The sequence below is a fragment of the Micromonospora sp. U56 genome, from assembly GCF_018070095.1.
GTDB lineage: Bacteria > Actinomycetota > Actinomycetes > Mycobacteriales > Micromonosporaceae > Micromonospora > Micromonospora purpureochromogenes.
The window spans coordinates 42,739-67,254 of sequence record NZ_JAGPYL010000001.1 but is presented as its reverse complement, the minus strand read 5'-3'; the positions used below and the strand labels follow the sequence as shown (position 1 = coordinate 67,254).

Annotated in this window: 17 protein-coding genes and 2 pseudogenes; 6 read left to right on the top strand and 13 right to left on the bottom strand. The window is 73.6% G+C overall.

Annotated features, from left to right (window positions below; translation table 11 throughout):
* The first annotated feature begins 11 nt into the window (after positions 1 to 11).
* Complete coding sequence (hemB, locus tag KBX37_RS00320; RefSeq protein ID WP_210773605.1) at positions 12 to 995, top strand: porphobilinogen synthase; 984 nt, start codon at positions 12 to 14, stop codon at positions 993 to 995.
* Here hemB and KBX37_RS00315 read toward each other — a convergent pair.
* The 5 genes from KBX37_RS00315 to KBX37_RS00295 all read right to left on the bottom strand — a co-directional run bounded on the left by KBX37_RS00315 (position 989) and on the right by KBX37_RS00295 (position 8,703).
* Positions 989 to 2,113: a hypothetical protein gene (locus KBX37_RS00315; RefSeq protein ID WP_210773604.1), complete on the bottom strand. Its 1,125-nt coding sequence runs from the start codon at positions 2,111 to 2,113 to the stop codon at positions 989 to 991. The genes hemB and KBX37_RS00315 overlap by 7 nt on opposite strands.
* 2 nt (positions 2,114 to 2,115) lie before the next feature.
* The gene (locus tag KBX37_RS00310) at positions 2,116 to 2,655 is read right to left on the bottom strand and encodes an RNA polymerase sigma factor (protein WP_210773603.1); all 540 of its coding nucleotides are present in this window, start codon (positions 2,653 to 2,655) and stop codon (positions 2,116 to 2,118) included.
* 77 nt (positions 2,656 to 2,732) lie between these two features.
* A complete protein-coding gene (locus KBX37_RS00305; RefSeq protein ID WP_210773602.1) occupies positions 2,733 to 6,005 on the bottom strand; it encodes a lamin tail domain-containing protein in 3,273 nt (1,090 codons plus the stop codon).
* A gap of 97 nt (positions 6,006 to 6,102) precedes the next feature.
* Positions 6,103 to 7,119 carry an N-acetyltransferase gene (locus tag KBX37_RS00300; protein WP_210773747.1) on the bottom strand — a complete coding sequence of 339 codons (1,017 nt, stop codon included), beginning with the start codon at positions 7,117 to 7,119 and terminating at the stop codon, positions 6,103 to 6,105.
* Positions 7,120 to 7,191: 72 nt separating this feature from the next.
* Positions 7,192 to 8,703 (bottom strand): lytic murein transglycosylase, encoded by a 1,512-nt coding sequence (locus tag KBX37_RS00295; protein ID WP_307848897.1) that lies wholly within the window; start codon positions 8,701 to 8,703, stop codon positions 7,192 to 7,194.
* Positions 8,704 to 8,759: 56 nt separating this feature from the next.
* On the opposite strand from KBX37_RS00295, the gene KBX37_RS00290 reads away from it, so the two are divergent.
* Together KBX37_RS00290 and KBX37_RS00285 are read left to right on the top strand one after the other, a co-directional pair.
* Entirely contained in the window at positions 8,760 to 8,981 is a 222-nt protein-coding gene (locus tag KBX37_RS00290; protein WP_154941724.1) for a zinc ribbon domain-containing protein, read from the top strand.
* Positions 8,982 to 9,134: 153 nt separating this feature from the next.
* On the top strand, positions 9,135 to 11,966 hold the full coding sequence (locus tag KBX37_RS00285; RefSeq protein WP_210773600.1) for an adenylate/guanylate cyclase domain-containing protein: 2,832 nt from the start codon (positions 9,135 to 9,137) through the stop codon (positions 11,964 to 11,966).
* A gap of 52 nt (positions 11,967 to 12,018) precedes the next feature.
* Here KBX37_RS00285 and KBX37_RS00280 read toward each other — a convergent pair whose 3' ends face one another.
* Entirely contained in the window at positions 12,019 to 12,558 is a 540-nt protein-coding gene (locus KBX37_RS00280; protein ID WP_210773599.1) for a phospholipase, read from the bottom strand.
* 173 nt (positions 12,559 to 12,731) lie between these two features.
* Positions 12,732 to 14,396: a glycoside hydrolase family 10 protein gene (locus KBX37_RS00275; RefSeq protein WP_210773598.1), complete on the bottom strand. Its 1,665-nt coding sequence runs from the start codon at positions 14,394 to 14,396 to the stop codon at positions 12,732 to 12,734.
* 95 nt (positions 14,397 to 14,491) lie between these two features.
* Here KBX37_RS00275 and KBX37_RS35160 point away from each other — a divergent pair.
* Positions 14,492 to 14,728 (top strand): annotated as a pseudogene (locus KBX37_RS35160) (amino acid permease C-terminal domain-containing protein); the annotation flags it as partial.
* A gap of 139 nt (positions 14,729 to 14,867) precedes the next feature.
* Here KBX37_RS35160 and KBX37_RS00265 read toward each other — a convergent pair.
* Both KBX37_RS00265 and KBX37_RS00260 read right to left on the bottom strand, forming a co-directional pair.
* Positions 14,868 to 16,346, bottom strand: coding sequence for a glutamate--cysteine ligase (locus KBX37_RS00265; protein ID WP_210773597.1), 1,479 nt, complete (start codon positions 16,344 to 16,346; stop codon positions 14,868 to 14,870).
* Between the two features lie 244 nt (positions 16,347 to 16,590).
* Complete coding sequence (locus tag KBX37_RS00260) at positions 16,591 to 17,169, bottom strand: YceI family protein (RefSeq protein WP_210773596.1); 579 nt, start codon at positions 17,167 to 17,169, stop codon at positions 16,591 to 16,593.
* A 102-nt stretch (positions 17,170 to 17,271) separates the two neighbouring features.
* Here KBX37_RS00260 and KBX37_RS00255 point away from each other — a divergent pair, with 102 nt between their 5' ends.
* Entirely contained in the window at positions 17,272 to 17,772 is a 501-nt protein-coding gene (locus KBX37_RS00255; RefSeq protein ID WP_210773595.1) for a MarR family winged helix-turn-helix transcriptional regulator, read from the top strand.
* 282 nt (positions 17,773 to 18,054) lie between these two features.
* Here KBX37_RS00255 and KBX37_RS00250 read toward each other — a convergent pair whose 3' ends face one another.
* The gene (locus KBX37_RS00250; RefSeq protein ID WP_210773594.1) at positions 18,055 to 18,285 is read right to left on the bottom strand and encodes an SgcJ/EcaC family oxidoreductase; all 231 of its coding nucleotides are present in this window, start codon (positions 18,283 to 18,285) and stop codon (positions 18,055 to 18,057) included.
* Between KBX37_RS00250 and KBX37_RS00245 the strand changes: the two genes are divergently transcribed.
* A complete protein-coding gene (locus tag KBX37_RS00245) occupies positions 18,284 to 18,739 on the top strand; it encodes a MarR family winged helix-turn-helix transcriptional regulator (protein ID WP_210773593.1) in 456 nt (151 codons plus the stop codon). The two genes, KBX37_RS00250 and KBX37_RS00245, sit on opposite strands and share 2 nt — an antisense overlap.
* A gap of 162 nt (positions 18,740 to 18,901) precedes the next feature.
* Here KBX37_RS00245 and KBX37_RS00235 read toward each other — a convergent pair.
* The 3 genes and pseudogenes from KBX37_RS00235 to KBX37_RS00225 all read right to left on the bottom strand — a co-directional run.
* Positions 18,902 to 21,610: pseudogene (locus KBX37_RS00235) on the bottom strand (helix-turn-helix domain-containing protein); the annotation flags it as partial.
* Positions 21,611 to 21,726: 116 nt separating this feature from the next.
* Positions 21,727 to 22,881 (bottom strand): acyl-CoA dehydrogenase family protein, encoded by a 1,155-nt coding sequence (locus tag KBX37_RS00230; protein ID WP_210773592.1) that lies wholly within the window; start codon positions 22,879 to 22,881, stop codon positions 21,727 to 21,729.
* Between the two features lie 79 nt (positions 22,882 to 22,960).
* Positions 22,961 to 24,493, bottom strand: a complete 1,533-nt coding sequence (locus KBX37_RS00225; RefSeq protein WP_210773591.1) for an acyl-CoA carboxylase subunit beta — start codon at positions 24,491 to 24,493, stop codon at positions 22,961 to 22,963.
* Between the last annotated feature and the right edge of the window lie 23 nt (positions 24,494 to 24,516).

The following is a 24,516-nucleotide window of genomic DNA, read 5'->3' as shown; positions in this document are numbered from 1 at the left end:
AGGAGGCTCCCGTGCCGTACCCCGAGATCCGGCCCCGCCGGCTGCGCCGTAACGCGGCCGTGCGGCGGCTGGTCTCCGAGACCCGCGTCGACCCGGCCGAGCTGGTCGTGCCGATGTTCGTCAAGGAGGGGCTGACCGAGCCGCGGGCCATCGCGTCGCTCCCGGGGGTGCTCCAGCACTCCCGGGACTCGCTGCGCAAGGCCGCCGTCGAGGCGGTCCAGGCCGGCGTGGGCGGGATCATGCTCTTCGGGGTGCCGGCCTCGAGGGACGCGACCGGCTCCGGCGGCATCGACCCGGACGGCATCCTCAACGTCGCCATCCGAGACGTCGTCTCCGAGGTGGGCGACGCCACCGTGGTGATGAGCGACCTCTGTCTGGACGAGTTCACCTCGCACGGGCACTGCGGGCTGCTCACCCCGGACGGCGGCGTCGACAACGACGCCACCCTGGCCGCGTACGCCGAGATGGCGGTGGCCCAGGCCGCCGCCGGGGTCGGCGTGGTCGGGCCGTCCGGGATGATGGACGGCCAGGTCGGCGTGGTCCGCCGGGCGCTCGACGCCGCCGGTCACCAGGACATCGCGGTGCTGGCGTACGCGGTGAAGTACGCCTCGGCCTTCTACGGTCCGTTCCGCGACGCCGTCGAGTCGGCGCTGGAGGGCGACCGCCGCACCTACCAGCAGGACCCGGCCAACCTGCGGGAGTCGCTGCGCGAGGTCGAGCTGGACGTCGCCGAGGGCGCCGACATGGTGATGGTCAAGCCGGCGCTGCCCTACCTCGACGTGGTCGCGGCGGTCCGGGCCGCGGTGGACGTCCCGGTCGCCGCCTACCAGGTCTCCGGCGAGTACGCGATGGTCGAGGCGGCCGCCGCGAACGGCTGGATCGACCGGGAGCGGGTGATCCTGGAGACGCTCACCTCGATCCGCCGGGCGGGCGCGCAGATCATCCTCACCTACTGGGCGGTCGAGGCCGCCCAGCTGCTCCGCCAGCGCTACTGAGCGGTGGCGGAGACGATCCGCATCACCTCGGGCACCTGGTAGACCCGGTCGGCGCCGGGCGGCAGCTGCACCCACACGGCGCGCGCCGTCCGGTCGTCGTCCCAGGCTAGGCCGTACACCGTACCCGCGGTCGCCGGGTTCCGGGTGACCGTGCCGACCGGCACGTCGGCGAGCTGCTTTCCGGTGGCGACGTCCCAGATCCCGAGTCTCTGCTCCCGGATGTCGGCAGACGTCCGGTGGACGGCGGCGAGGCTCCTGCCGTCCGGGGAGAGCACGAACTGGCAGCCCGGTCCGGTCTCCACCCGGCCACGCCGCTCCCGGCCGGCCAGGTCGTACACGTCGATCAGGCAGACCGTCCGGGTGGCCTCGCTACGGACCGCCACCCGGCCGCCCGTCAACCGGGCGTCCGGGCCGAGCAGGTCCGACCCGATCACCGAGGAGCGGAGCACCACCTTCTCCACGCCGGTCGACAGGTCGCGGGCCACCAGCCCGGCCGGCCGCACCAGGTAGACCGTCCGGTCATCCGCGCCGACGACCCCGACGCGCTCCCGGGGAGCCTGGAGGTGCCACCGGCGTTCCCTGCCGCCCGGCTCCACCAGCACCAGGTCGATGGCGACCTTGTCGGTGTTCGCGCCGGCCGACCGCGGCCTGGCGACGCCCCGGCGCACCAGGCCGACCAGCCGGCCGTCCGGTAGCGCCGCGCCGAGTTCGAACCCCTCCGGTACCCGGTACGGCACCACCGACCCGTCCGGGCGCACCTCGGCCGCCGGGACCGCGGCCACGCCGACCCCCGGTCGGTCCGTACCGTCCGGGACGAACCACTCGGGCCCGTCGATCACGAGCCGCTGTGCCACCCGGTCCGGCGCCGGCGCGGGGGAGGAGGCGCCGGCCACGGGGGGCGGTCCGTCCGCCGGGGCGCCCGCCCGGCCGTGCAGCAGGGGCACCGCACCGCCGGTCAGCGCCACCAATGCCACGAGCCCGCCGGTCAGCACGGCCCGCCGACGGCGCCGCCGGGCCTGCCAGCGCCTGCGCACCGTGGCCAGGTCACCCGGGTACGCGGGCGTGGTGGCGGCGGCGCGGTGCACCAGCTCCGCCAGGGGCTCGGGTACGACGTCCATCGTCACTCCTTCTCGGCCAGCGCGGCTCGCAGTTCGGCCAGCCCCCGCGACAGCCGGCTCTTGACCGTCCCCTCGCTGAGGTCGAGCACCGTCGCCGTCTCGGCGGTGGAGAGATCCAGCAGAACCCGGCAGACGATGACGGTCCGCTGTGTGGTGGGCAGCCGGTCCAGCGCCGTACGGGCGGCCAGCGCGGCCGGGTCCGGGGCCGCGACGGCGGGATGGCGCTCGTCGGCCAGCGGGGGCCGTTCCCGGCGTACCTTGCGCCACCACGAGGTGGCCCAGTTCAGTCCCACCCGGAAGACCCATCCGGGTGGGTTGTCCAGCCGGCTGACCCGGTCCCAGCGGGCGTACGCCCGGACCATGGCTTCATCGGTGGCCTCCCGGGCCAGCCCGGGGTCGCCCAGCGCCATGGCGAGCGCCCGGTGGACCCGGTCGACGTGCCCGGCGTAGAACCGGTCGAACGGCAGCCCGGGCGGCTCGTCGGTCGGGTCTGCGACCACCTGGCCGGGTGCGCCGAGGGTCACGGTCGGAGGGTCTGCCATGTCAGGTACACGCCGTGCCCTCCCGTTCGGTTCCCCCGGATCCCTCCCAGATACGGCGACGGCCCGTGCGTCGAACGTCAGTCGTCGTTCGTGATGGTGCCCACCGCCAGCGGGTCGGCCAGCCGCAGGTTCAGCGGGCCGGCGACCGCGAAGGCGATCTTCTCGTCCGCCTCGACCTTCCGGTCACCCCGGACGGTCACCGGGAAGGCCAGCGAGGTCTGCCCGGCGGGCAGGACCCGGCAGCCGACGTACGGGTCGAAGTCCGAACCGGCCGAGGCGGTCAGGCCGACCGCGGCGGCGCAGAGCGTCGTCGGCGCAGACAGCGGGCGGGAGACGGTGACCTGGAAGGTCAGGATGCTGTCACCCTTGTCGCCCTCGGTCACCGACGCGTCGGCCACCCGCAGCGACGGCTGCGCGCGGAACCGGGCGACCGACGGGTCGTGGTCGCTCGCGCCACGTGACCCGTCGCCGCTGACGTCGGACGGCCAGTCGGCGTTGACGTGCGCCGTCCGCACCTGCACCAGGTCGGCGTGGAGCGCGTCGTTGACGAAGATGCTGTCCAGCGTCTGCGCCTGCCCGCTGAAGTTGTACGAGTACGCCGCCGCCGGCACGTCCGCGACCAGGTCGTCCCAGAGGTTGTGCAGGCCGGCCTCGTAGAGCGGGGCGAGCTGGTCCGACGGGGTCGGGTTCGCCGCGGTGGCGATCGGGTCGTCCGGGCGGGGGAAGACATTCATGTCGCCGCCGTAGACCACCCGGGCATGCGGGTCCGACTCCTCGATCGCGGTGACGATCGCGGCACCGTACGTCGCCTGCTCGGTCCGCTGCCCGACCCTGGTGTCCGGGCCGGACGAGTAGTGGTTGCTCAGCGCGTACAGCAGGTAGGACTCCGAGCCGTCCGGCGTCGCCCTCACCACGAACTTGCCCAGCTGGGGCGCGCGGGTGAAGACGTTGTCGCCGTCCTTGCCCGTCGAGGTGTCCGTGTCGGCGGGCAGCTGCGCGTTGAGCGCCTTCGGGTTCTGCACATCCGCGTTGGACGGCAGCCCCGTCGACCGGTACTCCACCGTCGGCGTGGCGCCGAGCAGCGGATCGGCGGCGGTCGCCTCGGCCAGCGCGAGCCGGTCGGTGCGGTAGAGGAACGCGGAGGTGATGCCCCGGGCGTCCGCGCCGGTCCGGTCGTACGCGGCGGCGTAGGCCGGGCCACCGGCGGCCGCGATCGTCAGCGCCAGGTCCTGGAGGGTGTCCGGAGCGCCGTCGGCGTCGTTGGTGTCGCCGCAGACCAACTCGGTGCCGGAGACCGTGCAGATGTCCTGGTCCTCGGCCTCCTGCACCAGGATCAGGTCCGGGGAGTGCAGGTCGGTGCGGATCTGGTCGGCGAGCGCGGCCAGGTGCTCCCGGTAGTCGGCCTCGTCGGCCGGCACGTAGTCGAACGGCGGCCGGACCCCGGTGCAGCCGGGGTTGCCGGTGAAGTCGCAGCCGTCGAACGGGTCGTCCCGGAAGTCGTACAGGTTCTCCACGTTGTAGGTCGAGACGGCGACCTCACGGTTGCGGTCGGCCGGCTGCGGCGGGTTGTTCGCCGACGGGTCGGCGCCCGCGGTGAGGGAGAGCGACTCCGGCTGCACGGTGAACTTGCTGAAGCCGTAGGAGACCGCGCCGAACGCGTCCGTGGCGAGGGTGTCGAAGGTGCGGGCCGGCGGCAGCAGCGCGGCCGAGTCGCCGGCCGTCGCCTTGACCCCGCCCGCGCCCAGCAGGACGCGCTGGTTGTTGCCGTTGTCGAAGAGGGTGCCCGGGATGTCGTCCAGCGGGTGGGCGTCCCGGAACACCCGGCGGGCGTACGGGTCGGTCCGCTTCATGATCGGGTCCTCGCGGTCCACCACGTAGATCTCCGAGTCCGCGGTGGAGGCGAAGATGTGCCGCGGGGCGGACACCCCGCTGCCCGAGCGGACCCGCATCCGGGTGCCCTCGTGCCGCTCCCAGAACCGGTTCGCGTCGGCCGCCTCGGCCGGCGGGACCGCGTCGTCCACCGCGACGGCGGTGTTCACGTCCAGGCCGGAGTCCAGCTTGCGCACCAGCGAGGCGCCGGAGAGCTGGGTCTGGTTGAAGAACTCCGACACCCGGCCGCGCAGCACCACCTCGTCGCCGACGGTCGGCGCGTAGCCGCCGATCAGCGTGGTGAACGAGCCCGTGAAGACGAAGAGGCCGTCGGAGGTGAGCGGGTCGCCGTCCTCGGCGCCCGTACGGCTCTGCAGGTAGAAGCCGTACTGGTCGGCGCCGGCCGAGGTGCGGGTGAGCGACTTCTGGGTGATCACGCCGCGCACGTCGTACAGCGTGGAGCTGGTGCCGTTACCGCTGGCCGGGGCGAGCGGGGAGCGGTCCGTGTGGCCGTTCTCGTCCTCCCGGGTCGGGCCCTGCACCTCGCCGACCGAGAGCACGGTGGTGACCTGGACGGTCAGCGTGCAGGTGGCGGTGCCGCCCTCGGCGTCGGTGGCGGTCAGCGTCACCGCGTACGCCCCGCCGGGCAGGCCGGTCGCGGTGACCGTGGCGGTGGCGGTCCCGCCGGCGGCGGTGGCCGGGGTGAAGGCCGTCCGGCTGATCGAGCCGGTGGCCGGCGTCGGGTTGACCGAGGTGACGGTGAGGTCGGTGACCGTGTCGTCCGCGTCGGTGGCGGTGACCTGGCGGGTGGCGGTCGCGCCCGCCTCGAGGGTCAGCGCGCCGCCGCAGCTGAGCGTGGCCGGCTGGTCGACCGGGCCGCCGCCGTCCACGGTGTGCGCGCCCAGACCGTCGAAGGTGTCGGTCGGCAGGCCCGTCCACTGGGCGGCCGGGTCGAACGCGTCGGACGGGTCGGTGTCCCCGATGGAGACCGACGGCAGCCGCCGCAGCGTGTTGTCGGCGGTGCTGGTCAGCCCGCTGCCCCACTCGGTACCGGGATCAACGCCGACCTGGCCGATCGAGTCGAGCACCGCGCCGGCCTTGCGCAGCACGATCGCGTCGTCCCCGTTGAACAGCGACGCGCCGGTGGTCTGGTCGGCCTGGGCGAGCACCGCCGGGGCGGCCGAGGAGGCGGCGAAGACGAAGGCGTCACCGGCGGCGACGGTGCCGCTCAGGGCGACGTTCGTCGGCGTGGTCGAGCCGTTGAAGTAGAGCTGGAGCTGGTAGCCGCCGGCGGTGAGGTCGACCGGGGAGCCGGTGCCGTTGAACAGCTCGATCGCCTTGTTGTTCGACGAGCCTTCGACGTACTCGGAGATGAACAGGTCGGTGGGCGCGGCGATGGCCGCGGTGGGTGCGACGCCGATGACCGGAAGGGTGACGGCGGCGGCGGTTGCGAGCGCGGCGTATCTGCGGCGCGGGCGCATAAGGCCTCCACGATGGGTGGACGGGAACTAACGCACGTTAAGTGTCGTTGCTGGCCGCCGTCCATCCCCCGCTGGGAGCGGTGTGGTGAACTCGCGGTCAGCGGGCGGCGTCGAGTCGGTGCACCAGCTCGGCGACGTCCACGCTGTATTCGCACCACTCCCGGTCGGGGCGGTAGCCCAGCTCGGCGTTCACCTTGAGCATCGCCTCGTTGGCCTGGGCGTTCCAGGTCTGCACCTCGGCCAGCGTCGGCTCGGCCGAGCGCAGCTCCAGCAGCATCCGGGCCTTGATCGCCCGGTCGATGCCGTAGCCGCGGTGGTCCTGCACCACGATCGTGTCGTACTGGTCGGCCCGGGTGGGGTGCTGCGCCGGCACCACCACCTCGGTCAGCCCGGCGACCTCGCCGCTGTGCTCGTGCAGGGCCAGCACGATGTACGGCTTCATGCCCCGTCGGTGCAGCGTGTCCAGGCTGTCCCGCAGCCGCTGCGGGTCGTACGAGCTGGGGCGCAGCTCGCCGTCGTCGACGTCGCGCACCTCGGCCTTGGCCCGCGCGTACGCCTCGATCAGGTCGTCCGGCGGGCCGCCCGGGCAGAACTCCAGGTGGTAGCCGGCGCCGATGCCGGTGGCCATCTCGGCCAGCGCCGGCCAGTCCACCGCGCCGAGGTCGAGCACGCTGCGGGTCTCCACGTACTCCCGGGCGAAGCCGAGCGACTCGTAGAAGGCGATCGCCGGCGTGTCACCGACCACCTCGACGCCGATCGACTGGAAGCCCTCCTGGTAGACCCGGCGGGCGGCGAGCAGGACCAGCTCACGACCCAGCCCGGTACGCCGGACGTCGGGGTGCACCAGCACCTCCAGGACGCCGATGTCGCCGAGCAGCAGCACGTGCACGTGGCCGAGGATCGGGCCGGGCAGGCCGTCCGGCCCGGGCGCCGCCTGGGCGACCCAGGAGATCCGCCGCTCGCCCGGCATCACCTCGGAGAGGTATTCCCGCAGGGAACTCTTCCGCCAGGGCGGGTCCTGCGGGAGGTCCGCCGCCAGGACCGCGTTCAGCGTGTCCAGCACGGACGCGACCTCGTCGGACGACGCGGTCCGGGGATCCCACTCGCGCACCATCACCCGTCTAGCTTGCCGTCATCGGCTGCCGGGGGGAAGTGTCTGGTCCGGCAATGTATGCGAACGATCACGTCACGTACGGCTGGCCACCCCGTACTGGTTGGCCTTGTCGAAGACATCCTGGGCGTACCGGCGCACATCGTTGTAGGACAGGATGGCGCCCCACCAGTCGCCGGGGATGGTCATGTTCCGGCCGCCCTTGCAGAGGTACCGGGCGGCGGCGAGCGCCGCGTCGTCCAGGTCGTGCGGGTCCTTGCGGCCATCGTTGTCGGCGTCGACGCCGATCTCCTGCCAGGTGGTGGGGATGAACTGCATCGGCCCGATGGCCCGGTCGTAGACGGTGTCCCGGTCGAAGAGCCCCCGGTCGGTGTCGGTGATCCGGGACCGGCCGCCCTGCCCGTCGAGCGGGTCACCGATGATCTCCGGTTCGGCCCGGCCGGTCGACTGGAGGCTGGCGCCGTTGGCCTGCCCGTGCCGCGACTCGACGTACCCGATCGCGGCGAGCGTGGTCCAGCTCAGCTGGCAGCCGCGGTTGGTCTCGGCGAGCACCAGCTCGGCGTAGCCGTACGCCTGCATGGCCACCGGCGAGATGCTGACCCGCGCGCCGGTGGTCTGGGCCCAGGCGGCCAGGGCGTCGGCCGGGCGGCCGGTGGCGGGCGGGGCGACCGGCCCGGTCGGCGGCACGCCGCCGGGCAGCGCGGTCGCGGGCGGCAGCCCGGGCAGCGCCGTCCCGCCCGGCAGCACCGGCACGGCGGTCGCGCCGGGCAGCGCACCCTGCGCGGGTACGACCACGGCGCCGTCGGTCCCGTCCACCGCGACCGGCTTCGGCGACCGGACGGCCGACGGGACCACCACGGCGCCCACCACCGCGGTGGCGGCGACCAGCGCGACGAGGAACACCCCGGGCAGGGTCAGCCGGCCGCTCGGGCGCCGGGACCAGGCCCGGGTGGCCCGGGCCGCGCCGACGACCGCCTGCCGGGGCGGGAGGAGCCGCACGGCGTGCGCGAACGGCACCCGGCGACGCCGTCCCGGCTCGCCGCCGGCCTTGGCGTCGTCCTTCGCCGGCTCCGCGCCGTCCTTTGTCGGCTCCTTTGCCGGGCCGTCGGTGGGCGTGGCGCCGGCCTCCGCGCCGGCCCTGCTCCCGTCGCCGGCCCTGCTCCCGTCGCCGGCCCTGCTCCCGTCGCCGGCCCTGCTCCCGTCGCCGGCCTCCGCGCTGGTCTTGTCCGCGCCGGCCCTGCTCGCGCCGGCCTTCTCCGCGTCGCCCGTCTCGGCGTCGGCGGCCTTCACGCCGGCCTCCGCCGCGCCGGCCTCCGCCACGTCGGTCGTCCCGGCGTCGGCCTTCGCCGTGCCCCGCGTCCCCGGCCCGGCCTGCGCCGCGTCGCCGGGGGTCTGCTCCACGGTGGTCGGCACGCCGCCGGCGGTGGCCGCGGTCGACGGTTCGGCCGTGGACCGGTCGAGGAAGGGGCGGCGGGGACGGGGGACCGGGGTCGGGTCCGGCGCGGCGCCGGAGCTGCCGAGCGGCCCGTCGGGCGGCGTCGCCGGTCGCAGGGGTCGCACCGTCGATGGTTCCTCGCCGCTCGCCACCCGTCGAGTATCACCCATCCGGGTGTGACCGTCAGGCCCGGTCGTACGCTGGGAGCATGCCCCGGTACGAGTTCCGCTGCCGCGCCTGCGGCGACACCTTCGAGGTCAACCGCCCGATGGCCCGGGCCGGTGATCCGGCGTCCTGCCCGCAGGGACACGCCGACACGGTCAAGCTGCTCTCCACCGTCGCGGTGACCGGCCGGGGCGGTGGTGGACCGGTGGGCGGCGCTCCGCCGGCGCCGGCCGGTGGCTGCTGCGGCGGTGGCGGCTGCTGCTGAGCCGCCACGACCGGCCCGTTCGGCGACGCAGACCTTGCCGCTGACCGGCGGCAATGGCACCTTGGGGCGGACGCCGCCCGGCCGTTCTCACGATGCGTGACGGCCCGACCATAGGGCAGCATGAAGCCGACGTCACGGGCGGAGGTTCCACGCATGTCGCCACGGATCCACCTCCCGAGCGGGTGGGTGACCTTCGTGTTCACCGACATCGAGGGTTCGACCCGGCTGGCCCAGCTGCTCGGGTCGGGCTACCGCCCCGTGCTGTGGGAGCATCGCCGGCTGCTCCGGGACACCCTCGCCGGCACCGACGGCGCGGAGCTGCTGACCGAGGGCGACTCGTTCTTCCTCGCCTTTCCCGACGCGGCGGCGGCGCTGACCGCCTGCCTGACCGCCCAACGCGCGCTGTCCACCCACGACTGGCCCACCCCGGAGGCCACCCCCAGGGTGCGGATGGGGCTGCACACCGGCTACGCGGAGCCGCGCGACGGCGAGTACGCCAGCCCCGAGGTGCACCGGGCCGCCCGGGTGGCCGCCGCCGCCCACGGCGGGCAGGTGCTCTGCTCGGCGGCGACCGCCCGGCACGCCGAACCGCTGCCGTCCGGCGCGTCCCTGCTCGACCTCGGCCTGCACCGGCTGCGCGGCTTCGACGACCGGGAGCGGCTCTTCCAGCTCGTCGCGCCCGGCCTGGAACGGCAGTTCCCCCGGCCGCGCACCGCCGACGCGGTGCCGCACAACCTGCCCACCCAGGTCACCTCCTTCATCGGCCGGGAGACCGAGCGTGCGGAGCTCGACCTGCTGGTACGCCGGCACCGGCTGGTCACCGTGCTCGGGGCCGGCGGCGCCGGCAAGACCCGGATGGCCGTCGAGCTGGCCGGCGGGATGGTCGAGGCGTACCCGGACGGCGTGTGGTTCGTCGACATCGCCACGGTCACCGACCCGGGGCTGGTGGCGTTCGCGGTCGCCGCGGTGCTCGGGCTGCGCCCCGAGCCGGGCCGCCCGATGCTGGACACCCTGGTCGAGTACGCCGCCGCCCGGCAGATGCTGGTGGTGCTGGACACCTGCGACGCCCAGCCCGCGGCCTGCGCCGAGGTGATCTCCCGGCTGCTCGCCGGCGGGAGCGGGGTGCGGGTGCTGGCCACCAGCCGGGAGTCCTTCGGCCTGCCCGGCGAGGTGGTCTGGCGCATCCCGCCGCTCTCGGTGGACCCGCAGCCGGGGCGTACCGAGAGCGACGCGGTGGCGCTGCTGCTGGACCGGACGGCGGCGGCCCGGGGCGGCCGGCCGCCGGACTGGGCGGAGGCCGGTGACCTGCGCCGGGTGGTGCGGCGGCTGGACGGCCTCCCGTTGGCGATCGAGCTGGCCGCCGCCCGGCTCCGGGTGCTCTCCGCCGGGCAGCTCGCCGCCCGCCTCGACGACGTGCTCGGCACCCTGGACGCCGGGCGGGTCGTGCCGGAGCCGCCGGCGGACCGGGGCTGGACGGGCAACCAGCAGGACACCGTGGACCTGGCCGCCGCGGCGGCCGGGGCCGTGCCCCCGTCGGCCGCGCACCGGGCGGTGCAGCGTTCCGCCACCGAGCGGCACCTCACCATGCAGGCGACGGTCACCTGGTCGTACCGGACGTTGGGGCCGCGCGCGTCGCGGCTGCTGCGCTGGCTGGCGGTCTTCGCCGGCCCGGTGGAGCTGTCCACCGTGGAGTTGCTGCTCGACGACGACCCGCTCGACCCGCTGTCGGTGCTGGTGGACAAGTCGATGCTGCTGGCCGAGCCGCACGCGTCGGGCAGCACCTACCGGATGCTCGACCCGATCCGGGCGTACGCGGCCCGCCGGCTGGTGGAGGCCGGCGAGGAGCAGGCCGCGCGGGACCGGCACGTCGCCTGGTCGGCGCACGCGCTGGAGCGCGCCCACCTGGGCCCGGACGGCCAGCCGGTGACCCTCTCGCTGTACGCGCTCGACCCGCTGGCCAGTGAGCTGCGGGCCGCCCTGCGCTGGTGCGCCACCGGGGGCAGCGCCCGGGCCGGGTTGCGGCTGGCCGGCGGGCTGGACCAGTGGTGGCGGGAGCGGGGGCTGTCCCGGGAGGCGCGGCTCTGGCTGTTCCGGCTCTACGGGCGGATCGCCGAGACCGGCGAGGCGATCCCGGAGGCGGAGCTGGCGGCGGCGTACCACCTGCACTCGCTGCACGCCGGCGCGGACGGTGAGTTCGCCGAGGAGCTGCGCTACTCGCAGCGGGCGGAGGCGGCGGCCCGGCAGGCCGGCGACGCCGGGCTGCTCGCCCGGGTGCTGGCCGGGCGGGCGGCGCCCCTGATCGACATGGGGCAGTTCGCCGAGGCGGAGCGGGTCTGCCGCGAGGTGATCGACTGGGCGCACGAGCAGCAGGTGACCGGCGACGCGCTCTTCGCCGTCTACAACCTGGCCGAGCTGCTGTGGCGGCGGGGCGCGCTGAACGAGGCGGCGGAGCTGCTCGGCGCGGCCCGCCCGGTGGAGGCGGCGCGGCCGGTCGAGCGGGGCCGGCGGTCGGTGGACATGCTGCTCGGCATGGTCGCCCTGGCCCGGGGCGACCTGGTCGCCGCGCACGAGCACCTGCTGGTGGCGCTCCGGTCCCGGATGAGCCACGGCTACCACGGCCGGGCCTGCGACACGGTCAACGCGGTGGCGGTCCGCTGCGCCGCCGGTGGTGAGCTGGGCACGGCCGCCCGGCTCTTCGGCGCGGCGCAGGCGACCCGGGCGCAACTGCGGGCCACCCCGGCCATCTACGGCAGCTACTGGCTGGAGCGCCAGGCCGAGCTGCGCCGGGTGCTCGGCGACGCCGCCTTCGACGCCGCGTACGGCGAGGGGGGCGAACTGGGCCTGGAGGAGGCGGCGGCGCTGGCCTTGGCGGTGGAGCACCCCGACCTGGGGGCGGACTCGATCCGGTTCCGCACCGCCGGGGCGGCCGCGCCCCGGCAGGGTGGCCCGGGCCGGCAGGAGCTGGACCGCCGGGAGCGGGCCTGACGCCGCCGGGCGCCCCGGTCTGGGACGCCCGGCGGAGTCGACGGCGGCGGGGTCAGCCGCGCAGGGCGGCGCGGCGCTCCGCGTCGGCCTTCATCCGGGCGGCCCGGTCGATGTCGGACTGCTGGACGGCGGCGACGGAGCCGAAGATGCTGACCGCCTCGTAGTACGTCCAGGCCAGGCTGTAGCAGGCCGGCCGGACGACGATGTTGTACGTGGCGCAGACGCGCTTCAGGTCCGCGTAGAAGGCGCTGTCGAGGCGGGACTTGTTCGCCGAGAACTGGCCCATGGCCTTGTAGTTGCGATAGCCGAAGTCGTGCCGGTAGCAGGAGAGGCTGAAGTTGAACCCGAGCGGGTTGTCCGGGCTGGACGAGCAGTAGTCGGTGGACCAGTCGAAGGCGTAGTCGGCCCAGGCGGCCTTGTTCAGCCGGCCGGAGTTCCAGGCGTTGTAGCTGGTGGCGCTGGTCTGTGTCCAGCTGGAGAGCACCGAGAGCTTCTGCTCGGGCGTCACCGCGAACGCGGGCGAGCTCACGCCGAGCATGGCGAGCAGTGCGAACGCGCCGGCGGCGAAGAGGGTGGCGAGTCGTCTGGACATTCGGGTACCTCCGCGGGGGTGGCCTACGACCGGTGACCGGTGGATCACCGTTGGTCGCATCAGTTTCGATCAATCCCCATACCTGGAGGTGTTACCGGCCGGTACTATTGATGACAGACGATGAAACAGACGAATGCCCCGGGCGCTGGGCGCCCGGGGCATTCGCGGCTGGGTCAGCGCACCACCCGCGCCGGGCTGGGCAGGCTCTCGTTCCAGAGCCGGTCCAGCGCGGTCACGTGGTACGTGTACGTCCGCCCCGGCTCCGCCGTGGCGTCCAGGTAGGACTGCACCGCGGTGGCGTCGTCGGCGCGCAGGGTGCCGACCAGGTGGGAGGCGTCGGTGAAGCCGCAGGCGTTCACCCGCTCGCCCGAGTCGAAGCGGTAGATCGCGTACGAGGTGGCGTCGCCGAGCGGACCCTGGCCGTCGGCCGGCTGCCGCCAGCTCAGCCGCACCCCGTCGTCGGACCGCTCCGCCCCGGTGACCAGCGGGGGCAGCAGCGGCTTGGCGGGCAGGTGCGGCATCGCCGGCACCAGCGCCGGGCGGGAGTAGTGCTCGGCGGCGTAGATGTCGGTGGCGCCGAGCCGGTTGGCCCGCACCTGCACGGCGGAGAAGTGCACGTTGCCGAGCACCTCCGGGTACGACCGGTTGAGCGTCAGGTGGTCGGACAGCTCGCGCGGGTTCTGCCAGAACGGCCCGTACACCGGTTCGCCGCTCTTGTAGTCGGCCTGGCCGATGTAGAGCTGCACCCGGGTGCCGCGCACCGTCTCGGCCCACCACGGCACCAGCCGGGCGTAGTCGGCGGCTGGGTACTGGCCGATGTACCAGTAGAGCTGCGGCACCACGTAGTCGATCCACTCCTGCTTGACCCACTTGCGGGTGTCGGCGGAGATGCTGTCGTACGACTGGCTGCCGGTGGTGTCCGAGCCCAGCGGGTCGGCCGACTTGTTACGCCAGATGCCGAACGGGCTGACGCCGAACTTGACCCACGGCTTCACTGCCTTGATCTTGGCGTTCATCTCCTGGATCAGCAGGTTGATGTTGTCCCGCCGCCAGTCCGCCCGGTCGGTGAAGCCCCGGTTGTGGGCGGCGAAGGTGGCGTCGTCCGGCACCTGGTGGGTGCCGCTCGGGTACGGGTAGAAGTAGTCGTCGAAGTGCACACCGTCGACGTCGTACCGGTTGACCGCGTCCATCATCGCGGTCTGGACGAACTCGCGGACCTCGGGGAGGCCGGGGTTGTAGTAAAGCCGGCTGCCGGCCACGCCGGCCGGCGGGTAGGCGAACGTCCACTCCGGGTGCTGCCGCGCCGGGTGGTTCGGCGCGAGCTTGGTGAGGTCCGCGCCGGCGCCACCCGGGGCCGGCATGGAGACCCGGTACGGGTTGAACCAGGCGTGGAACTCCAGGTTCCGCTTGTGCGACTCGGTGACGAGGAACTGCAGCGGGTCCCAGCCCGGGTCCTGGCCGCGCACCCCGGTGAGGTACTCCGACCACGGCTCGTACGGCGAGGGCCAGAACGCGTCGGCGGTCGGCCGGACCTGGACGACGACGGCGTTGTGGTTGAGCTTCTGCGCCAGGTCGAGCCAGGCCAGGTACTCGGCCTGCTGCTTGGCGACCTGGTCGGGGGCGGTCTGAGAGGCCCTGCTGGGCCAGTCGATGTTGGTGACCGACGCGATCCACATGGCCCGGAACTGGCGCTTCGGGGTGGCCGGGTCGGTGATGCAGTCGGTGGTGGCGGGTTCGGTGGCCGCCGTGTCCGGTGCGGCGCTCGCGGGCGAGCCGGCGACCAGCGCGCCGAGCAGTGCCACGGCCAGCCCGGCGGCTCGGAGCCGAGTTGCCTTCATGCGGTGTGTCCCTTCGTCGGGCTCCCGGTTGTCGCGGCGTCCGTGGCAAGATTCGCCAGCAGCTATCTACCGCTGGTAGGAAATTTTCACACCTGATGGGCTTCGCGCAAGGGTCCGACCCGGATGTCCGGATACCGGCAAACTCGCCGGGGGCGGCCGAGCCGGCCACCGCGCGAACAGTGACGGTCTCCATACGCGCGGTCAAGGTGCCGTTCTCCCCGGTGCTGCCGATCCTCTCGGGGCTGGCCTGCCTCTACCTGATGCTCAACCTGTCGGTGGAGACCTGGATCCGGTTCGGGATCTGGATGCTGCTCGGCGCGGCCATCCACTTCGGCCACGGCCACCGCCCACCCCACCCCACCCCCACCCCCCGAGGGGCCTCCTTCGCGGAAAGAGTGGCTATCCGAGGCGGGATAGCCACTCTTTCCGTGAAAGTGCAGCGCCAGGGAGGTCCGGTGAGAAGGAGGAGGGTCAGTCGACGGGCCAGGTGTGGACGGGTTCGTTGCTGCGCTGGAGTTCGGCGTAGCGGCGGGCCATCTGGTGCAGCGCCGCCTCGCGGTTCATGCCCCGGTGCCGCTCGGCCGCCCAGACTGCCTCGGTCTGCCAGACCGCGCCGTTGCGGCCGGTACGGCAGCGCTGCTCGATGATGCCGAGCAGCCGGTCCCGCTCGGCCGGGTCGACGCCGAACCGGTCCAGCCCGGTCGCCGCCGTCGGCAGCAGCGTGTCGAGGACCAGCTTGGCCACCGGCACATCACCGAGGCGGGGCCAGTGCAGGACGGCGTCCATGCCGCGCCGGGCGGCGGCGTGGAAGTTCTCCTCCGCGGAGCTGAAGGTGAGCTGACTCCAGATCGGACGGTCCGACTCGGCCAGCCCGCGAGCCAGCCCGAAGTAGAAGGCGGCGTTGGCCAGCATGTCCACCACGGTCGGGCCGGCCGGCAGCACCCGGTTCTCCACCCGCAGGTGGGGACGACCGTCCATGATGTCGTAGACCGGCCGGTTCCAGCGGTAGACCGTGCCGTTGTGCAGCCGCAGCTCCGAGAGCTGGGGCACCCCGCCGGCGTGCAGCACCTCCACCGGGTCCTCGTCCTCGCAGATCGGCAGCAGCGGCGGGAAGTACCGGACGTTCTCCTCGAACAGGTCGAAGATCGAGGTGATCCAGCGCTCGCCGAACCACACCCGGGGTCGTACGCCCTGGGCCTTGAGTTCGTCGGGGCGGGTGTCGGTGGCCTGCTCGAAGAGGGCGATCCGGGTCTCGGCCCAGAGCTGCCGCCCGTAGAGGAAGGGGGAGTTCGCGCCGATCGCGACCTGGACGCCGGCGATCGCCTGGGAGGCGTTCCAGTAGTCGGCGAAGCTGTCCGGCGCGACCTGGAGGTGGAACTGGAGGCTGGTGCAGGCCGCCTCGGGGGCGATCGAGTCGGTGTGCGTCTGGAGCCGTTCCACGCCCCGGATGTCCAGCTCGATGTCCTCGCCCCGGGCGCCGACGATCTGGTCGTTGAGCACCCGGTAGCGCTCGTTGGTGGAGAGGTTGTCCACCACCAGGTGCCGCTCGGTGAGCGTGGGCAGGATGCCGACCAGGACGATCCGGGCGTCGGACTTCGCCGCCCGCTCGTCGGCGCGGGTCAGGCTGCTGCGCAGGTCGGCCTCGTACTCGGCGAACCCGCTGCCCTCGATCAGCCGGGGCGCGGCGTTCAGTTCGAGGTTGAACTGGCCGAGTTCGGTCTGGAAGAGCGGGTCGGCGATGGCGGCCAGGATCTCCTCGTTGCGCATCGCCGGCTCGCCCGCCGGGTCCATCAGGTTGAGTTCGATCTCCAGGCCGGTCATCGGCCGGTCCGCGTCGAAGCCGAAGTCGTCCAGCATCAACGCGAAGACGTCCAGGCTGCGCCGAACCTTCTGCCGGTAGCGGAACCGGTCTTCCCGGGAGAAGGCGCCCTGCTCGACGTCCCTACCCATGTGCCCTCCCGGCGCGAGGCGCGCGGGACCGTGTCGTCCCGCCCGCGTTGTGAACAACCACGGTAAGAGCGCCACCTCGCCAGGGCCAGTGGCCCAACGAATACGCGCTGTGGCCCTCTCTACCCAGCGGCCACCGCGGGCACCCGGCGCGGCTGACGAATAATTCGTGACAATTTGCACCCGGAGACGGGGCGAGGCCCCTGCTCAGGAGAGCAGGGGCCTCGCCGGGTGGGGTCCGCAGGGATCAGGCCTGGCGGACGGCCTCACCCTCGATCTCGATCTTGATCTTCTTGCCGACCAGCACGCCGCCGGTCTCCAGCGCCACGTTCCAGGTCAGACCGAAGTCCTCCCGGTCGATCTCGGTGCTCGCGGAGAAGCCGAAGATGTCCTGGCCGAACGGGCTGCGGCCGACGCCCTCGAACTCGACGTCCAGCTCCACCGGCCGGGTGACGCCCTTGATGGTGAGCTCGCCGAGCAGCACGAACTCGTTGCCGTCCCGGGACTTCACACCGGTGCTGCGGTACTCCAGCGTCGGGAAGGCCTCGGCGTCCAGGAACTCCGGGCTGCGCACGTGGGCGTCCCGGTCGGCCTGGGCGGTGTTGATGCTGGCGGCCTGGATGGTGGCGGTGACCGAGGACTGCATGGGGTCCTCGGCGATGGTGATGGTGGCCGAGGCGTCGGCGAACTCACCGCGTACCTTGCTGACCATCATGTGCCGGGCGACGAACCCGACCCGCTTGTGAGCCGCATCCAGCAGGTAGGTGCCGGCGGTAGGGACGGTGAGGCCCTCCCAGTCGCGGGTAACCGACTCGGTGCTGGTCATGGTGCGTCCTCCAGGGAAGAGATTGTTTAGAAGCCCAACGACTGACCAAGCAACTATAACCGCAGCAATATTTCCCGTGTCAAGCACTGTTAGGATGGCCAGGTGGATCAGAACGTGTTCGACGACCCCCGGATCACCGCCGTCGGCCTCCTCGTCGAGGCGTACGCCGGGCTGTCGGCCCGGTTCGCCGACCAGTACGAGGAGCACGGCCTCTCCGCCGTCGAGTTCGAGGTGCTGATGCGGCTCGCCCGGTCCCCCGGGCACCAGCTGCGGATGACCGACCTGGCGGCGCAGACCTCCCTGTCGACCAGCGGGGTGACCCGCGTGGTGGACCGGATGGAACGCGACGGCCTGCTGTGCCGTAGCGCCTGCCCGTCCGACCGGCGCAGCTCGTACGCCGTGGTCACCCCGTCGGGTCTGAAGCGCCTCGACGAGACCCTTCCCGGTCACCTGCGGATCATCGAGCAGTGGTTCACCGGCCAGCTCGAACCCGCGGCGCTGGCGGCGATGCTCGACGGCCTGCGCCGGGTGCGGGACGCCGTCCACCCGGGGGCGACCGCCGGCAGCACCGAGCCGGCCCCGGCCAACGAACCGGCGGCCTGACGCCGGCACCCCGCCTCGCGCTACCGGCAGAACCACCGGCAGAACTGGCCACGCTGGCCCGGACAACCCAGTGAAGTCCCGCAAAGCGGACGCCAGGGGTGGCTAGCCTTCGTCGAGCGCGGGGGGAGCACCTGGGGGGGTGCCGGCGCGAGCGATTGAGCGAGGGGAATCACCAGGGGGCTTCTTCGCTCGCGCCTCCCCGCCCCCGCTGTTGCGCCCCAGGTAGCGATCGATTCGCCAGTCAGGCGTACCCGGCGTTCGCCGTGAGGACCAGCGCGGTGGTCAGCGCCGGTCGGTGGGAACGAGGCCGGGGGCGGTACGGAACGAGATCGCCTCCATGAGCGGCTTGCGCTTGGTGTTGTGGAACGCCGCGATGCGCCAGCGCCCGTCCGCCTGCCGCACCAGGACGTAGGTCTGGACCTTGCTCAGCCGTTTCGGCCGGCTGCCCTTGTAGGTGTCGCCGCGGCCGGTCACCAGGGCCGTGTCCGGGCCGGGGAACCGGACGTCGAGCATGGCAAGTCCGCAGGAGCGGCACGTGATCTTCCGGCGCTACCTGGACGCCGTCGGGCTGCACGGCATGGCGGGCGCCGAGGCCGCCGGCCTGCACGCGACCGAGTGGTACGCGCTGAGCCTGATCAGCCTCGACGGCGCGCTGACCTCAGGCGAACTGGCCACCCGGACCGGCCTGACCACCGGCGCCACGACGCGCCTGATCGACCGGCTCGAACGCGCCGGCTACGTACGCCGGACCGCGGACCCGTCCGACCGCCGGAAGGTCGTGGTCCAACCGGTCCCCGACGCGCTCACGCGCATCGACCAGGTCGTCGCACCCGGACGCCGCAAGATCGCCGACGTCCTCGCCCGCTACACGCCCGAGCAACTCGACCTGCTCTTCGACTACTTCACCCACGCCGCACCCGCCTACCGCGAGGCCACCGAGGAGATCCGCAAACACACCCGCGGCTAGTGCGTCGACCACTCGCGTTCGCCGGGTGGTCATGCCAACCCTCGCTCGCCAGCCGTGCCGGGGCCGGGTCGCGTGGACGACGCCCGGGTCTCAGCCGGCCGGGCGGAGCCCGCGGAGCAGATCCTGCTCGTACAACAGCAGGCGGATCCCGCTCTCCCCGCAGGCCCGGTCGAGACGGTCCAGCACGGCCGGGTCGCCCGTGCTCGCCGCCAATCCCACCAACGCCTCGACCACGTCCCGCCGGTACTGACCGTCGACACCGGCCTCCACCGCCGCCCCGAACCACTCCGCGGCCAACTCCCGGTCGCCCCGGTGCAGCGCCACCGTCCCCTCGATCAGGGCGACGATCCCCTCCTCCGGCTGCGGGGTCGCCACCGCCGTGCTCGCGCGCCCCTGCCCCACCGGCCACCCGAGCCGGCCGGGATTGGATGGCGACGGCACCACGGCTGCCGGCGACACCGGCCCGGAGCGGGCCGCGACGACACCGTTCGGCAGCGCGGCTCCGGACGAGACCGCGTCGCGGCGCGGCACGGAGGCGGCCGCCGGCGGCCCGTCGGCCGGGACCGCCGGACCCGGGAGCGGCACCGGGCGCGCCTCCGCCCGCAGCTCGGCCAGCACGTCGACGGCCTCGTCCAGCCGACCGTCCCCGGCCAGCGCCAGGCCGACCGTGCCGAGCACCCGGCGACGGTGTCCCGGGTCGCCCAGGTCCGCCAGCGCACCGGCGACCCGGCGGCCCTGCTCCACCGCCTCGGCGTACCGGCCCTGGAGGCGGGCCACGTCGGCCAGGTTGGCCCGGGCCAGCAGCCGCAGCCGCCGTTCGTCGCACTGGGCGGCCAGTCGGTCGACGATGGCCAGCCGCCGCCGGGCGCCGGTCAGGTCGCCGAGGCGGATCTCGTGCCAGGTGAGGTTGTTCTGGGCGACCGCCATGTCGCGGATCCGGCCGTGCCGGGTGGCCAGCGCCAGCACCGCCTGCGCCTGCTCGCGCCCCTCGTCGTGCTCGCCGGTGGCGACGAGCAGCGCGCAGAGCACCGTCCGGGCTTCCAGTTCACCGGTGACCTCGCCGTGTGCGGCGAAGACGTCGAGCGCGGCGCGGGCCGCCGGCAGCTCCTGCGCCCCCGCGCCGTGCTCGGCGGCGAGCCGGGCCACCCCGAGCAGCGCCCAGGCCCGCAGCACCGGGTCGGCGTCGGCGGTACGCGGGTCGGCCAGCAGCCGGCGCAGCCACTGCCGCCCGGAGACGTCCCGGCCCCGCAGTCGCCACCAGCGGGTCAGCGCCGCCGCCAGCCGCAGTGCGGTGAGCGGGTCGTCGGTGGCGGCGTGCGCCAGGGCGGCGCTGATGTCGCTGGTCGCCTCGTCGAGCTGGCGTACGGCGGCGGGCAGTTTCGCCCCGACCAGGTCCGGTGCCGTCCGGGTGACCAGTCGGGCCACGACGACGGCGTGCCGGCGGCGGATCGCGGTCAGCTCGCCCAGGCCGGCGGCCCGCTCGACGGCGAAGTCCCGGACCGCGTCGAGCAGCCGGAACCGGAACGGACCGGCCCCCCGGATGCTGACCAGCCCCAGCTCCACCAGCCGATCCAGCAGCGGGACCGGGTCGACGACGACCGCGCCGTCCCGGTCGGCCTCGTCGGCCAGCAGTTCCTCGGCCAGCTCCACCGACCAGCGGTTGGCGAACGCGGAGAGTCGGCGCACGGCCGCGCGCTCCGAGGCGGCGAGCAGCCGGTAGCTGGTGGCCACCGCCTCGCGCAGGGTCACCGCCACCGCCGCCCGCGCGCCGCCCGACCCCGCCGGCTCGGCGGCCTCCCAGCCGCGTCGGCCCAGGTCGGGGCTGGCCAGGTCGAGGACCCGGTCGCCGTACCGGTCGAGCAGTTCGTCGAGGTCGAGGATCCGGCCCCGGGCCGCCATCAGCTCGATCGCGAGCGGCAGCCCGCCGAGCCGGCGCACCAGCGCGGCCAGGGCGGGCAGCTCCCGCGGGTCGGGCGGCTCGGGGCGGACCCGGGCGAGTCGCGCGGCGAAGAGCGCCGCCGCCGGGTAGCGGGCCAGGTCGGCGGCGTCCACCACGTCGGCCGGGGGCACGTCCAGCGGCGCCACCGGGCGGACCAGTTCCCCGGGTACGCCCACCGGGTGCCGCCCGGTCACCAGCACCCGCAGGCTCGGCACCGCGTCGGTGAGCTGCCGCAGCGCCTCGGCCAGCGGGTCCGGGGCCCGCTCGGCCGCGTCCACCAGCAGCAACGCCGGCCGGTTGCGCAACCGGGCGGCCAGGTCGGGCAGGCGGGCCGCGCCGAGCACGGTGCTCATCGCGGCCAGCACGTCGGCGGCGTCGGAGCCCTCGCCGACGAGCACACCGGCCACTCCGCCGGAATACGCGGTGACGACCTCGTGCGCCACCGCCAGGGCCAGCGCCGTCTTGCCCACGCCAGCCAGCCCGACCAGGGTCACCACCCGCGGCCAGTGGCCCGTGGTGAGCAGCGCGGCGAGGTCGGCCAGGTCCCGCTCCCGCCCGATCAACTCGACCGGGGGCGGAAGCGCGATCGGCGTACCCGCGGGGTGGGGTTCACCGGGCGCGGACCCGGCGGCCGGCGCGCGGCCCGGGTCCCCGGCGACGGCCGGGACGGTGACCCGCCCACGCGCGGTGGTGAGGAAGGCGGCGCGCGGCCCGTCGGTGAGGCCGAGCGCGTCGGCGAGCAGCTCCACGGTGGTGCGCTGCGGCCGGCTGGACCGGCCGCGCTCCAGGTCACGGACGGTCCGCACGCCGACCCCGGCCCGCTGGGCCAGCTCGGCCTGGGTGAGACCGGCCCGGAGCCGATGCCCCCGCAACAGCTCCGCCAGCGGGGTACGACCACCCGGCGCCAACTGGTGATCATGAGCCGGTGTCATGGCCACGAAGGGTACGGACCGGATACGACGGTCGACACGGGTGCGTCGTCCAGCCGACGCGCCGGAATCCGACAGGCCCCTGCCGTGCGGCGGCGCGACAGGGGCCGGGGGCCGGATCAGACGCCCAGGTCGCGGGCGATGATCATGCGCTGCACCTCGGAGGTGCCCTCGCCGATCTCCAGGATCTTGGAGTCCCGCCAGAACCGGGCGACCGGGTACTCGTTCATGAAGCCGTAGCCGCCGTGGATCTGGGTGGCCTCGCGGGCGTTGTCCACCGCGATCGTGCTGGCGTGCAGCTTGGCGATCGCCGCCTGCCGCTTGAACGGCTCACCGGCCAGCATCCGCGCGGCCGCGTCGTAGTACGCCAGCCGGGCGGTGTGCGCCTTCAGCTCCATGTCGGCGATCTTGAACTGGATCGCCTGGTAGTTGCCGATCGGCTGACCGAAGGCGTGCCGCTCCTTCGCGTACTTGATCGACTCGTCGACGCAGCCCTGGGCGAGGCCGACGGCGAGCGCGGCGATGGCGATCCGACCCTCGTCGAGGATGCGCAGGAACTGCGCGAAGCCCCGGCCCCGCTCACCGAGCAGGTTCGCCGCCGGCACCCGGCAGTCGTCGAAGGTCAGCTCGTGGGTGTCCGAGGCGGTCCAGCCCACCTTGGAGTAGCCCGGCGCCACCGTGAAGCCCGGCGTCCCCGTGGGCACGATGATGGTCGACAGCTCCTTCGAGCCGTCCGGCTTCGTGCCGGTGACCGCGGTGACCGTGACCAGCGCGGTGATGTCGGTCCCCGAGTTGGTGATGAACGCCTTCGAGCCGTTGATCACCCACTCGTTCGTCGCCTCGTCCAGCACCGCGCGGGTCTGGGTGCCACCGGCGTCGGAGCCGGTGCCCGGCTCGGTGAGTCCGAAGGCGGCCAGCGCCTCGCCGCTGAGCAGCTTCGGCAGCCAGGTCGCCTGCTGCTCCTCCGTGCCGAACCGGTAGATCGGCATCGCGCCGAGGGAAACCGCCGCCTCCAGGGTGATCGCCACGCTGGAGTCGACCCGGGCCAGTTCCTCCAGGGCGAGGCAGAGCGCGAAGTAGTCGCCGCCCATGCCGCCGTGCTCCTCACCGAAGGGCAGGCCGAACAGGCCCATCTTGCCCATCTGGCGGATCACCTCGTACGGGAAGGTGTGCTTCTCGTAGTGCTCGGCGATGACCGGGGCGACCGCCTCACGCGCGAAGTCCCGCACGCTGGACCGCAGCGCCTCTTGTTCCTCGGTGAGCCGGAAGTCCATCTGATCCTCCTGGTGGGACGCCTTTGTGGACGGGCCGTCGGGCGCTCGTGGCGCCGGTCGGGTGGTGCGGGTCGGGGGGTCAGACCGGGGTGACGCCGTGCCGGCGCCGGGAGAAGTGCCGGTCCTTGGTACGCGCGGCGGCGAACCGGCGGACCAGCTCGACGCGCAGCTCGTGCGGCTCGACGATGGCGTCGACCACCAGTTCGCTGGCGAGCCGGACGATGTCGATGTCCCGCTCGTACTCCTCGCGCTTCGCGGCGACGAAGGCGGCCCGCTCGGTCTCGTCGGCGATCGCGGCAATCTTGTTGGCGTAGACGGCGTTCACCGCGGCCTCCGCCCCCATCACCGCGATCTTCGCGGTGGGCAGCGCGATGGTCGCGTCCGGCTCGAAGCCCGGCCCGGCCATCGCGTAGAGGCCCGCGCCGTACGCCTTGCGGACCACCACGCAGATCTTCGGCACGGTCGCCTCGGAGATCGCGGTGATCATCTTGGCGCCGTGCCGGATGATGCCCTGCTTCTCCACCGCGCTGCCGACCATGAAGCCGGGCACGTCGCTCAGGAAGAGCAGCGGCACGTTGAAGGCGTCGCAGAGCTGCACGAACCGGGTCGCCTTGTCGGCCGAGTCGACGAAGAGCACCCCGCCCTTGAACATCGAGTTGTTGCCGACCACGCCGACGACCTCGCCGTTCAGTCGGCCGAAGCCGATCGTCAGCTCCTTGGCCCAGAGCGCCTGGATCTCGAAGAACGAGCCGTCGTCGAGCAGGCCCTTGACGTACCGGCGCATGTCGAACGCCTGCCGCTCGCTGGCCGGCACGAGCGCGGCCAGGTCGACCTTGTCGGACGCCTGCTTGGCGGGCGCGGCGGGCGGCTGCTGGGTCCAGTTCGCCGGCAGGTACGACAGGTAGGTCCGCACCACGTCGAGCGCGTCGGCCTCGGTCTTGCAGAGGAAGTGCCCGACGCCGGACTCGGCGCAGTGCACCTTGGCCCCGCCCATCGCCTCCAGCGTCGTCTTCTCACCGGTGACCATCTCGACCATCCGGTCCGAGCCGAGGTACATGCTGGCGTTGCCGTCCACCATGGCCACCACGTCGCAGAACGCCGGGATGTACGCCCCGCCGGCCGCGCTCGGCCCGAACAGCGCGCAGACCTGCGGGATCGAACCCGAGGCGCGGACCTGGTTCCAGAAGATCTTGCCGGCGCCGCGTCGACCGGGGAAGAGGTCGACCTGGTCGGTGATCCGGGCGCCGGCCGAGTCGACCAGGTAGACCATCGGCACGCCGGTCGAGTACGCCCGCTCGATGATCCGGATGATCTTCTCGACCGTCCGGGCTCCCCAGCTGCCGGCCTTGACGGTGGAGTCGTTGGCCATCAGGCAGACCTGGCGGCCGTCGATGGTGGCGGTACCGGTGACCACGCCGTCGGCGGGCAGCCCGTCGGCCATCGAGTTGGCGTAGAGGCCGTCCTCGACGAAGGAGCCCTCGTCGACCAGGAGCGCCACCCGCTCGCGGGCGAAGAGCTTGCCCTTGGCGGCGTTCGCCGCGTGGTACTTGTCCGCACCGCCGGCCCGGGCGCGCTTGCGCAGCTGCTCCAGTGCCTCACCGTCGAGCGTCACGCCGACTCCCTCGCCGCCTGGGC